This window comes from Gemmatimonadota bacterium (genome assembly GCA_009838845.1).
GTDB lineage: Bacteria > Latescibacterota > UBA2968 > UBA2968 > UBA2968 > VXRD01.
The window spans coordinates 1-12757 of sequence record VXRD01000118.1 but is presented as its reverse complement, the minus strand read 5'-3'; the positions used below and the strand labels follow the sequence as shown (position 1 = coordinate 12757).

Sequence of the window (12757 nt, the reverse complement as noted above, 5' to 3'; positions counted from 1 at the left end):
ATCCTAACCACCGCTCAAATATTTCTGAGTAATTGCCCTTTGCTACGCCTTTTTCCGTTATGATCGCCGTGACGAGGTGGTTAGGGGTCACGTCAAAGGCGGGATTGTACACCTGAATGCCACTGGGTGCGGTTTGCCGGCCCATGCCGTGTGTGATTTCTTCTTCTTCTCGCTCTTCAATGGGAATTTGTGTGCCAGTATCGCGTTTCATGTCAATGGTAGATAGGGGCGCGGCCACGTAAAAAGGCACCTGGTGCGCTTTGGCTAAAATTGCCAGTCCATAGGTGCCGATTTTGTTGGCTACATCTCCGTTTTTGGCAATGCGATCTGCGCCGACAACAATGCTGTCGATGTTTTTTTCGCGCAGCACCGTAGCAGCCATGCTATCGCATATCACGGTGACATCTACGCCGCTTTGATTCAGTTCCCAGGCAGTGAGGCGCGACCCCTGTAAGAGTGGCCGGGTTTCGTCGGCATAGACCGCGACTTGTTTGCCCGCTTCAACGGCGGCGTAAACCACTGCGAGCGCCGTGCCATAGTCAGCCGTGGCCAGGCCGCCTGCATTGCAGTGGGTCAATACAGTCGCCTGTGAAGATAGCAATTCGGCACCATTGCGACCAATCTGGCGGCATATTCTTTTGTCGTCTTCAAAAATTTCATGGGCTTCTTTGAGCAGGCGGTCGCGTTTTTTTGCGGGTGAATGGTCATCTGCTTTGGCGAGGACCTTTTCCTGGCGGTCCAGCGCCCAAAAGAGGTTGACGGCTGTGGGGCGCGTTTGCGCCAGTTTTTGAATGCTTTTCGCTACATATTGATCAAAGTCGGCATTACGCGCTATGGCTTCTTGCGCTGCAATCACGACGCCATAAGCAGCCGCTACACCAATGGCTGGCGCGCCGCGTACTCTCAAGCTGACGATGGCTTCTGCTACCGTGCCGACATCGCGGCAAGTGATGAATTTGTACTCTTCGGGCAATAAGGTCTGGTCGATGAGGCGCAGGGCATCATCAGCCCAGGTGATGGTTGGAACGGGCATTGGCCATCTCCAAGCGAATCAACGAATCAACGAACCCCGCTCATCCTCCCAAAGCATGTGCTGACATGATGTAAGTCAGTATCAGCGTGTATCGCCATTCGTCTATTCGCGCTTTGGATTACATTTGGATTTTGTTGTCCATTACTACATCGTCTTCAATGCGCTCTATCGGCGCATCGCGCCACAGGCGTTCCAGACCGTAAAATTGGCGCGATTCTTTTTGAAAAATGTGTACGACAATGTCGAAGAAGTCGATCAGTACCCATTTCCGCACATCATATCCTTCGATCTGATAGGGGTGCTGCCCTTCTGCCTTGAGCCCCTCGATTACCGCATCGGCCAGGGCGCGAACATGCACATCGGAGGTTCCCGTGCAGATGATAAAGTAATCGACGAAGTCGGCTGTTTGGCGCAGGTCAATGGCAATGAGGTCTTCGGCTTTGCGCGATAGCAACTGTTCAATACAGATACTGCGAACGTTTTCGGTGGTATCTGACAAATTGAACTCCTATTTAAATATTTCCAATCTGCGATAATCGCGCCCAATGATGACGGTGACTTCCTCAATGCGAAAAGGATCGGGTGTTTTTTGCTGGATCACATTGGGCGTGCCGAGTACATCGGCGACTTGTTTGGCATATTCTATTTTGCCCAGGCGATCTATGACAATGGTTTCGGGAAAGTTGAAATTTTCAGCATTGCCCAGGGTCATGACATCTATGCCAAAATCGCGCAGTTTTTGTCCGACCTCGTTGGCGACACCACCTGTGCCACAGCCATTGAGAATTTCAACGCGAATATTGTGAGAGACCTGGGGTGCTTCGGGCACGACATCGGGGACCGTTTGCGGTTCCCAAAAAGCTTTTGTCGCAAAGACCAGGCCGGCGATAATAAGGCAGCCGAGAACCCATAACCATTTCATATTGGCCAATATAACAATAAAAAAAACAATAAAAAGAGAAAAAAAAGAGGCGCCAGCAGCCTCACGCGCTGACGCCCCTATCTGTTCAGGTCAGTTCTTTAATAGCGTCTGTACCTGTCGTTGTAATAATAGGGATAGCCATAGCCATTGAAGGTGCTGAATCCAAATTCGATGCGAATATTGGGTTTGGGCTGATACAAAAGACTGACATTGGGAACGACGACTTGAACACCACCCGATGAGGTCGAACCGTAACGCGTATTACCCGACATTTGATTGACCAGGCCAACTTGCGCTCTGACGATGAGCGGTTTGGATATCTGATAGGTGATGTCGTTGAGATAATACTGGTTCAGGCCACCGCCGTATCCCGAACTGTAACTGATTCCAATGGTGTGGTTAAATTTGAGCTTTTTCAGGTCGAACAAACCGCTGGTGGTTTTTAACCCGTTCACGAGGTTTTCACCCGCAAGCGGAATTTTGTTTTGCGGCTGAATGCCAATTTCTGCCCGTGCCTGCGTCGCAATCAAGGCTACAACTGCAAGTGTACAAATCCATTTGTGCATGTGTAAAACCCCCTTTCCGTTATGAACAGAATACAGAATCTGAGGTGATATGTCAAGTGTTCTGTTTTCTTAGACACCTGAGTATATCTTTATGTTCCATAGTGGTTAATATATGTCGTTCGCTGTTATTTCGCCTTGTCCATCAACTTGGCAAATTCGTCGAAGAGATAATCGGCATCGTGGGGACCGGCGGAGGCTTCGGGGTGGTATTGGACGGAGAAGGCGGGCAGTTCGCGGTGGCGCAGGCCTTCGAGGGTGTTGTCGTTGAGGTTGATGTGGGTGAGTGATACGACTTCCCGGTCGAGGGTGTTGAGATCGACGCAGAAACCATGGTTTTGTGCGGTGATTTCGACTTTGCCCGTGCTGGCGTGCTGCACGGGCTGGTTGGCACCCCGGTGGCCAAATTTGAGTTTGTACGTTTTTCCACCCAGTGCCAGGCCGAGAAGCTGATGGCCCAGGCATATTCCAAAGGTGGGGCGTTCGCGGATCAATTTGCGGATGTTTTCGACCGCATAAGTCACGGGTTCTGGATCGCCCGGGCCGTTGGATAAAAAGATGCCATCGGGATCGATTTCGAGGAGTTGCTCTGCGGGTGTATCGGCGGGAAAAACGGTTACATCGCAGCCGCGGTCAACGAGGTAGCGCAAGATGTTGTGTTTGATGCCAAAGTCGTAAGCCGCCACGCGGTATTTGGCTTTTTGCTTAAGATGTCTGGTCTGGCCGATTTTGAGATCGCAAAGGCCCTCGGCCCAGTGATAGGGTTCTGTGCAGGTGACGTTTTGCACGAGGTCGCGGCCGATCAGGCCGGGAAAGTCACGTGCTTTTTGAACGAGGCTGTCAGAATCGAGATCGATGGTTGACAGCACGCCTTTCATCGCGCCTTGACGGCGGATATGCCGTACGAGTGCGCGGGTGTCAATGCCCTCAATACCGGGTATGTTGTGTTCTTTCAGAAAGTCGCCGAGGGCAATAGTCGATCGCCAGTTGCTGGGATATGGGCAGTATTCTTTGACTATAAAGCCAGAGACCTGGGGTTTTTGCGATTCAAAGTCGGATGGGTTGATGCCGTAGTTGCCAATGAGTGGATAGGTCATGGTTACGATCTGGCTGTTATAAGACGGGTCTGTGAGGATTTCCTGATATCCCGTCATGCTGGTGTTGAAGACAACTTCTCCTTCGCATTCGGCTTCTGCGCCAAAGGATTTGCCTTTGAAAATGGTGCCGTCTTCCAATGCGAGAATCGCTTCCATGAATGTCTTTCCTTTAGTGTTTGGACGTCACTCGACCACCCAGTATCGTCATTGTGGCCCGACCTTGTAATGTCCATCCGTGAAAGGGCGTGTTGCGCGATTTGGATTTAAACTGATTGGCATCTACAATCCATTCGAGGTCGGGATTGATGACTGTAATATCAGCGGGTTTGCCGGGGGAGAGGCTGCCGCCTTCGATGCCGAGGATGCGCGCGGGTTCTATGGTGAGTTTGGCAATTGTATCTGAGAGGGAGAGCAGGTTGGTGTGGACGAGTTTGGTGAAGATGACGCCGACAGCGGTTTCGAGTCCGAGTATGCCATTGGGTGCGCTGGTAAATGCGCCCAATTTTTCTTTTGTCGTATGTGGCGCGTGGTCTGTTGCGAGTGCGTCAATAGTGCCGTCCTGTAAGCCTGCGATCACAGCTTCCCGGTCTTCGCTGGAGCGAAGTGGCGGACTCATTTTGCCGGCCGTGCCGAGTACGCGCACGTCTTCATCGGTCAATGCAATGTGATGGGGAGAGGCTTCGCAGGTGACGGGCAAGCCCTCTGCTTTGGCTTTCCGCACGAGTTCGGCGGCGCGTTTGACGCTGAGGTGCAGGATGTGGAGACGCCCCCGGGTTTGGCGCACGAGCTCGATGTCGCGCGCGTTCATGGCGGCTTCGCCTTCGGCGGGCATGCCCTTCAGGCAGAGTTCGCGGGAGACCGTGCCTTCGTGCATGTGTCCGCCGCGCGTGAGTTCAAAGACTTCGGAGTGAGGATAAACCGCAAAATTATTGGCGGCCGCGCGCTCCAAAAGTTGGCGCATTAGAGCTTCGGATTCAATGGGGAGGCCGTCGTCGGAAAATCCAACAGCCCCTGCTTTGAGCAGGGCATCGGTGTCGGTGAGTTTTTCGCCCTGCATTTTTTCGGTTGCACAGGCAATGGGATACACGCGGGCATCTGCCGATTTTGCCTGTTGGACGATGTATTGGACAATTTCTGGATTGTCCATCGTCGGTTCTGTATTGGGCAAACAGGCGACAGATGTGAAGCCTCCGGCAGCAGCGGCTTCACATCCGGTTTTGATGGTTTCTTTTTCTGGAAAACCCGGATCGCGCAGGTGGACGTGCATATCGATGAGGCCGGGTACGACGATTTGACCTGAGACATCGATGGCTTGGGCACTTGCGACGATATGCGGTTCAATACGCGCGATGTGACCGCGCTGGATGAGCAGATTGGCGATTTCATCGCGGTTGTTAGCCGGGTCGAGGATGCGACCGTTTTTGAGCAGGAGATCGGACATTAGAAAGGTTGTAAATATCCTCTCTCAATCTGCGAAAACGGATTCGGGTACGCGGTCGCGGTAAGCTTCGATGGGCGGTAGATTGCCGTCGGCTTCGGTTTCGAGGGTACGCAGTCCGGTGAGGATTTCGAGGTCGTCGCGGATGTCGGCCTGTGCCAGATAGGCTTCAGAGGCTTCGACTTCACCCAGGTCGAGCGTGTTGGGGATCCAGAGTACGCGGGCGTCTTCCGGCGCGATGAGTCCAATGGATTCGAGGGCGATGTCGAGAACTTCGGCGTCTGTGTCGCAGTGCAGCGGGACCGCACCTGCTGAAACGTGTTGCCCGGTGATGACGTTGGTATAGGTGGCGTGATAGTCGATTTTATCGACGAGACGCCGGGTGGCAAATTCGGCCATGCCGATGCCGGTGGCGTTGCCGTGCGTGGCTTCGGTGAGGTCGCGCACAAAGATGCGCAAGACGCGCGGGGTTTCGTCGCCCATTGCGCGGCGGTCATTGCGTTTGCGCCCGATGACGTTGGTGTCCATGCCCGAGCCGGAGATGTTTTTGCCCATTTCGTCGATGATGAGCAGATCGACATCATCGAAGGGAAGCGAGGGACACCACTCTTTGGATTTGGCTTGAAGTACTTTTTCGCGTTCTTCAAAGTCTGCCGCGGGAATGGCTTCGATACGTGCGGTTTCGTCATAGCCGTTTTCAAGGGTGGCTACGCCAAAGGTGATGGGCATTTCCTCGCGCACGACTTTGCCGACTAAGCGCACGATTTTGTCAAAGGAATGGTGGATGATGGCGCGGTGATATACCGAGGCGCCTTTGTGTTTGCCGAGGCCAATGAGCATCATTTTCATCAGCCCGCTTTCAATTTCGCCGGCAAATCCCGTATGCGGTTTGATGCGGTTGACCACAATGACGTGATCGGCTTCGGATGCGTGTTTGTCAAAGTAGATGGGCATGCCAAAATCCGATACGCCGATCTGGACGACGTCCATCGACGATTTGATTGGACATTCCATTGTGCCTTCGGTGATGCCATATCCGGCCAGGACCTGGATTTGTCCCTCGGCTGTGCCCCCGCCGTGCGATCCCATTGCGGGCACGATGTAGGGAACAGCGCCAATGGCTTTCATTTCTTCGACGATGGTTTTGATGATGGTGTCGATGTTGGCGACGCCGCGGCTGCCCGCGGTTATGGCGACGGTTTGACCGGGTTTAATCACACAACTGGGATTGATGCTGGCGATTTCATCGCGCACAGTACCGGCGATGTCATCGACGCGAGGAGCGTCGAAGTGCTGGCGAATGCGGAACATTTGAGGGTAAGTCGGCATGGTTTATCCTCCTGTTGTGATTTGCTATCACATGGATTCTTCGTAAAGGGCGATTACGTCTTTTATCGTCGTTTTGCGCGGGTTGACCTGAATATTGCCGCTTTTCATCGCGTCTTCAGCCATGACATGGATGCCTTCGGCTTTTGCACCGGCTTCGCCCAATGTGGCGGGAATACCCACGTCGTCGGATAGGTTTTGCACGGCTTCAACGGCGAGAACAGATGCGTCAACAGCGCCCAATCCATTGACATCTTCGCCCATGGCGGCGGCGATGTCGGCGAATTTCTCCGGGCAGGCATAGCGATTGTAGGTCATGATGCGAGTGAGCAAGATCGAGTTGGCAATGCCGTGTGGTACACCGTAGTGACCGCCGACTGGATGTGACATGGCATGTACGTTTCCCAGGCGCGTTTGTGAGAATGCGAACCCGGCCATGGTGCTGCCGATGATCATGTTTTGCGTGGCCTCGTGGTTGTGGTCGCTGTACGCGGCTTGTCGCAAATTTTGCGAGATGAGGCGGATGGCGTGCAGGGCCATGCCTTCGGAGATGGGGTTGGACATTAGAGACACATAGGATTCAATGGCGTGTGTCAATGCATCCATTCCGGTCGCTGCGGCTATGGGCAGTGGCAATGCGACGGCCATATCGGCATCGAGAATGCCCACATCGGGAATGACATAGGGACCTGAGACGGTGCCTTTGAAGTGGTTGTCGTCGGTAATGACGGCAAAGGGCGTGACTTCGCTGGCTGTGCCATAGGTGGTGGGGACGCACAGGAGAAAGGGGATGGGACCGGGAACGGGTTTTTCGCCGATAAAATAATCGGTGATTTTTCCCCCGTGATTGACGAGTACGCCCGAGGTTTTTGCCACGTCCATTGAGGATCCCCCACCAATGGCGAGCAGGAAGTCGCAATTTTCCGACTGGTATTGCGCGGCACAATCCTCGACGTTGCGAATGGGGGGATTGGGTTCAACGCCGTCGTAGATGCTGTAGGCTATGTGCGATTTGTCGAGTATTTCTGTAACGCGTGCGACAACGCCGGCCTGGACGAGGCCCCTGTCGGTTACGATTTGTGCCTTTTTCACCTGCTGTTCGTTCAAAATTTGGGGGATGTTGCCAATAGTCCCTCGCCCCATGATGAGGCGCGTGGGACCGTAATAACTAAAGTGATCTTGAAACGCCACGAGCAAACTCCTCTGCGATTTTTATTCTTCCGATAGTAGCTAAAAAAAGAAAATGGTTTTTGATGGTGTTGTCAATGACATAAAAACACACCCGTGGCGTTGGTTTAGAACGATGTGCCGACGCGGACGTAGTAGCCGACGCCTTCTGGATCGGTGAATCGGTATGCCACGCCGAGGCGGTAGCGGATTGCCGAATAGAGGACGTAATAGTCGATGATAATCTCGGTGCCAGCCGAGAGGAGTGGGCGCGACTGCGATGTGTCGCGCCCATAGGTGTTGGCGGCGTCGGCGAAGAATGTCCAGAAGATGCGGTTGTAGTGTATCGGCCACGCCCGCAGGCCGCGATTCTCTAATGCGAGGGGGGCGCGGTATTCCAGGGATGCGGACCAGGCGTGCTGTCCCGACCGCGTAGATGTATCGTATCCTCGTGCCGGGAAAGTGATCGACTCAGCGCCTCCGATGTCGAAGTAGTCGTTATCACTGCCCGGACCTCGAGATGCGCCAGCACTCGCGCGCAGTGCCAGCACGGGTGCCGCGAATTGGCGGCCCGGAAACCAGTGTGGCAGTCTCGCGTAGGTCCTGATGGTGCCTCTAATGTCATCGACTGAGTGGTCATTTGAGGCGCGGGAGAGGTCGTGGCGCCGCCTGACGCGGACGGAGAACGATGTGCCGGTCGCCGATCCCATCTGAAAGGCGGATGAGCGCGCATTGGTGGCGGAGAAACGCACCGATAGTTCGCCCAGGGTGCTGCGCGGATCGTCGAGTTGAAAGCGATGGGTTTTTCGTAGCGCAGAGTCCAGTACTTGTCGATCCTCTTGCACGAGTCCGCCGGAGACTGTGAGTGAGACACTGCTTCGCGCCTTTGGCTTTACCAGCGTCATTGATCCTGAGGCGCGGCGTTGCCGCTCGAGGACGAAGAAGGTTTCGGTTGGGGCATCGGTACTCTCCCGGTATAATCTGGCACCGTCTTCGTCCCAATTCTGCGATAGCGATAACCCGAGCGAGGGGTTTCCCAGGCCGTAGTAGCGGTACGACAAATTGCCCGTTGTTCTTCCAGAGGAAGAGGACTTAATTGGTAGGAAGATACGCGCACCGACGGTGTATGCGTGACGGCGTACGAGGTCGATCCCGGAGGTGCGAGCGCCGATGGATGTACCGAGTACTTTAGTGCGAGGTATTGCCGTTTCACCCTTGCGGTGAGCGGGTACTGCGATGGGGTCATAGGATATGGGTACCCAGTAGTAGGGACGCAGGGTCGCAAGCGGCGAGTAGGCGCGCACCTGTCCCTCAGCGAGTCTGCGTGTTCTGTTGGCGACCTCGGCAACGGTGTGTGTTGAGTCCGCGCGAGTCGCGGGTGGTGCCGCAATGGGATTGAATGGAATCCGTTCGATCTCCCAGCCATTGACGTGGTAAGCTGAGAAGTAGAGCCAGCGGTCCGTCGGACCGACGCTGGGGTACGCCGCTCCTGTGCGGAGATTGGTCAGCATGACGGGGGGCGAGACTTGCCCGTTATCGACCTTTGCCGCGAGTATGTTCGGGATGCCGCTGCGGTCAGATGCCCAGACCAACCACTGCCCGTTGACACTCCAGGAGGGGGCGAAGTCAAGGGCGCGGTCATGGGTTACTTCGCAGATGAGTTTGCCGTGTGCATCGAGGAGGACGATGTCGTGGTGTCCCTGAGTCCAGCGGGTCGCCGCAATCCATCGGCCATCAGGTGAGATTGCCGGGTACGCCCAGTGAATGTCCGGGTCGGGAGGGACCAGCATCTCGATGGCACCGCTGCTGAGATTGACCCGCGCCAGCCCGCTGGTTCCCTCTCCTTCGGTGACAGCGACTGCCCAGCCTGCAGGACTGGCCGATGGGGCAGTTAAGCGGGCGCGAGTTGTTATACGTCGTACATCACTGCCCGGCGTTACGCGGTAGAGATCTCTAAATCTGCGATAGCGGTCGGCAAATTCATATTGTGCGAAGACGATGTCTCCATTGGGGATGAAGGCAAATGTGGTGCTGCCATTGGTCAGGGTTACGGTCGATTCACCACTGCCATCTAATCTGGTTGATACCAGTTTGGCATCTGACCGTCCATCTGATCGGATGTAGTACAGTGTTTTGCCGTCGGGCGATACTTTTGGGTGGTACGCATAGCGGGCACCGCGGGTTATCGCCTGTGGCTCGGTGATTGCACCGAATTTGGCGAGGCGGGTGTCCAGTTCCGCCGCCGCTGTCCGCTGTGTATCTGCCCACGCTTTCCACTCGTTCGTCAAGGTGGTGCCAAAGGCGCTGCGTCCGGCGGCATCGAGGCGGTAGGGTATCCACTGTTTTTCCACTGCTTCGACGAAGGCTATCATGCGGTCGCGTCCGTATTTTTGTATCAGGTGTTCGAAGAAGAGCGATCCGTAAGCATAAGCACGGGTGCCACCCGGCCACTGGGGCGAGTTACCTCCCGCCTGGCCGATGGACTCAAACCGCCCTTCGAGAGCCGCTGTTCGCAGTACCATTTTGTGGAATGTTCCAAGAGTGCGTCCGGTGCCAGTCAGTGCGGATTCGTACCAGACGGCGATTCCTTCGCGTACCCACCGTGGGGTGGCACCTGCGGGGAATGATAAGAAAGGTACTGGCACTTTCCCAAAGGGCTTTTGCAACCAACTATAGCGGCCCGGACGATCAATGTGGAAGATGTGCGCCAGTTCGTGTACGATGACGTTTTCCAGCCGATCATTGTAATAGGCACGTCCGAAGGAGTCGATAGGTGGGCGGGCGTAGATGGTAATCCGGTTCGAGGGCCACACACCCGCGAAGCCATTCGAGACGTCGATGTGATCGGTTAGTACAAGGTCAATTATCCCGCGTGGTGCGGCGATGAACTGTTCGGATAGCCGGGCGTGCGCCCATTCTGCGCGCTCCGCTGCCCTGCGTCCCATGTCTTCGAGGTGCGCAGGAAAAGTGACGCGGAAGTGTTCTGTATCGAGCGTGCGCCACGATTCGTCTGGTGCAATGCGTTGCGCCGATGCAGACGCCGTGCATAAGGCGATGACGGTGAGTAGCATTTTTATTCTTGCACCCATCCTCAATCTTTTATTAAAAATTGTGGAAACCATGTCCTGAGCCGGGGAACCAGATGAGGTCTATGACCATTCCGACGCCAATGCCGGTGCAATAGCCTATTACTGTGCCGTAGAAGAAGGGTTTTGCGCGTTCGTAGAGGCGTGGACCGCCAAAATGGACGATGAGGAGTTTGGCTGCCCAGACCATGAGTATGCTCAGGGCGTAATAGCGCGGTCCCGTTGTGTATTGAAATGCGAGACCAAGGGGATGCAGTGGCCAGCGGGGGAACCAGGTGCGCAGGCCCGCCAATAATGCGGCTATTCCTGCGCCCAGGAGCCAGATGCCGAGTTTTTGGGGGTCGAAAGATGTTTTTTCGGTTTCGCCCAATGCGCGTCCAATTCCACCAAAAATACCCAGGGGTCCTTCCCAGAGGGTCCAGGAACGCAAGAAGAGCGCGGAGTCGCGATAACAATAGTAGATGATGGTGGCGGCACAGACAAAGAAGCCCATGGTGAATGCGAGAAAGACGACGCCACTCGTCCAGTGTTTGCCGCGTTCTGCAGGCACATCGTCCATGGCTTTGAAGTGGTGGGGCAATACCTGCATGGTTTGAATGCGTCCGCCGCCGTAGAATACGCCGCTGTTGACGAGGTGCATCGCGGTCATTTCGCGGGTCGATAGAGTGGCTGTACCGAGGATTGCGTTGACAAAGCCCGATCCTTTGATCCACACGGGGAAGAGGTATCCGAATCCGCTGGCGGCAATGAATTTGGAGGTCGCAAAATACGCGATGAACATCATTAGCAGATGGACAATTGCGAGAGATAGCGACATGCCCAGGGATATGAAAAAGCTACAGAGGTACAACACGGAAATGATCAGGCCGATAACGGCGAAGCGATAGGAGATGGGGCCATCGCCGCGGTTGCCTTTTAAGGCGGTTTTCGCCACATGTATCAGATGTCGCCGCGCGATCCATACAGACCAGACGACGAGTACTGTCATTGCGCCGTGGCTTTCGAGGTTGACGATTTCTCCGCCTTTGGCAACTTGTCCTTCTAACCCGACTGTGAAACCGGTGCGGTTGATGACGCCCATTTTGACCACGGCGAAGAGGCCAAAGAACCAGAAGCTGAACAGAAGATCCAGGCTACACAAATATCCGAGGCCAATGACCAGGGGCAAGACGCGCAAATAGACAGGCGGAAAGCTCTGCGCAACGGTCATGGATTTGGTATTGATGCTGTCAAATAGCGTGATGCGGGGTACGTTGGGAAACCAGAAGTTGATGATGTTCCAACCGATGATGCCCGCAGTCCAGGCAAAGCCAGCCCAGAAGACGGGGTCGCGGAAAATTTTGGGCAATGCACGGCCTTCGCCAAAGCCTTCCATGAGGTCCATGGGGAAGTTGACGAGTGGATAGGTCAAGCGCTCGGCATCGGCCCATTGGCGGTGAAAAATGGCGATGACAAAAAATCCGGCGGCCATGAAGGCCAGTACGCCAGAAAACCACCATAAGACGGATGGTATCCAGCCTGTCCAGGGGACAAATTCGCCCGTGTGCAGGCCAAAGTAGAAGCGGTCCATGATCCAGGGGGTGGGTTCGGGAAATGCCCAGTGAGGCAGTTCGTCTAAGAACAATTCTGTCCAGCGATTTTCCGGTGACGCAAAAAAATGGGGTGCGGGCAACGCGCCGACAAAATATCCCATCCAGCCGACGCCGGGCATCATGCCCACAATCCACATGGTGGCAAAGATGACCATCATTTCGTGACGCGAGAGCACAGATTGCGGCGCTATCCGGGCGATAATCATGTTGATCACGACCCAGAGGAGGAATCCCAGGATGAGGGCGACGGGAAAACTGGATTTGACCATCGATCCCGCGTGGAGTACGATTTCGAGGACATTTTGAGAATAGGCCATCAGGCCGGCGGTGAGCAGGCCGAGGAGGATGGATCGCCCGGTAATACGCGGTGATTCGGTCGGTTGGATTTGGGGGTCGGGTTGCGAAATAGCCATTTTGTGCTCCGTATTTAGAATGCGCGTTAATATACGATGCCCAAATAGCAGTGTCAAACGCATGGGGTAGTATTTGTCAATTTGTGCTATTGGGGTTATTATGAGGGGGCTGGTGAGTTG

10 protein-coding genes are annotated in these 12757 nt (G+C 54.8%); all 10 read right to left on the bottom strand.

Annotated elements, in window-relative coordinates; all coding sequences use genetic code 11:
• On the bottom strand, nucleotides 1-1033 hold a 1033-nt coding region (mtnA, locus tag F4Y39_15785; GenBank protein ID MYC15183.1), incomplete at its 3' end, for an S-methyl-5-thioribose-1-phosphate isomerase.
• Between the two features lie 118 nt (nucleotides 1034-1151).
• Nucleotides 1152-1502 carry a ribosome silencing factor gene (gene rsfS, locus F4Y39_15780; GenBank protein ID MYC15182.1) on the bottom strand — a complete coding sequence of 117 codons (351 nt, stop codon included), beginning with the start codon at nucleotides 1500-1502 and terminating at the stop codon, nucleotides 1152-1154.
• Between the two features lie 39 nt (nucleotides 1503-1541).
• Entirely contained in the window at nucleotides 1542-1955 is a 414-nt protein-coding gene (locus F4Y39_15775) for a LytR family transcriptional regulator (GenBank protein ID MYC15181.1), read from the bottom strand.
• A gap of 98 nt (nucleotides 1956-2053) precedes the next feature.
• The gene (locus F4Y39_15770; protein ID MYC15180.1) at nucleotides 2054-2521 is read right to left on the bottom strand and encodes a hypothetical protein; all 468 of its coding nucleotides are present in this window, start codon (nucleotides 2519-2521) and stop codon (nucleotides 2054-2056) included.
• Between the two features lie 125 nt (nucleotides 2522-2646).
• Nucleotides 2647-3771 carry a glutamine-hydrolyzing carbamoyl-phosphate synthase small subunit gene (gene carA / locus F4Y39_15765; GenBank protein MYC15179.1) on the bottom strand — a complete coding sequence of 375 codons (1125 nt, stop codon included), beginning with the start codon at nucleotides 3769-3771 and terminating at the stop codon, nucleotides 2647-2649.
• A gap of 13 nt (nucleotides 3772-3784) precedes the next feature.
• On the bottom strand, nucleotides 3785-5056 hold the full coding sequence (locus F4Y39_15760; GenBank protein ID MYC15178.1) for a dihydroorotase: 1272 nt from the start codon (nucleotides 5054-5056) through the stop codon (nucleotides 3785-3787).
• Between the two features lie 24 nt (nucleotides 5057-5080).
• On the bottom strand, nucleotides 5081-6382 hold the full coding sequence (locus F4Y39_15755; protein MYC15177.1) for a DUF2088 domain-containing protein: 1302 nt from the start codon (nucleotides 6380-6382) through the stop codon (nucleotides 5081-5083).
• A gap of 27 nt (nucleotides 6383-6409) precedes the next feature.
• Nucleotides 6410-7570, bottom strand: a complete 1161-nt coding sequence (locus tag F4Y39_15750) for an iron-containing alcohol dehydrogenase (GenBank protein ID MYC15176.1) — start codon at nucleotides 7568-7570, stop codon at nucleotides 6410-6412.
• Nucleotides 7571-7674: 104 nt separating this feature from the next.
• Nucleotides 7675-10668 carry a hypothetical protein gene (locus tag F4Y39_15745; protein ID MYC15175.1) on the bottom strand — a complete coding sequence of 998 codons (2994 nt, stop codon included), beginning with the start codon at nucleotides 10666-10668 and terminating at the stop codon, nucleotides 7675-7677.
• A complete protein-coding gene (locus F4Y39_15740) occupies nucleotides 10649-12637 on the bottom strand; it encodes a hypothetical protein (GenBank protein MYC15174.1) in 1989 nt (662 codons plus the stop codon). The genes F4Y39_15745 and F4Y39_15740 overlap by 20 nt, the downstream gene beginning before the upstream one ends.
• Between the last annotated feature and the right edge of the window lie 120 nt (nucleotides 12638-12757).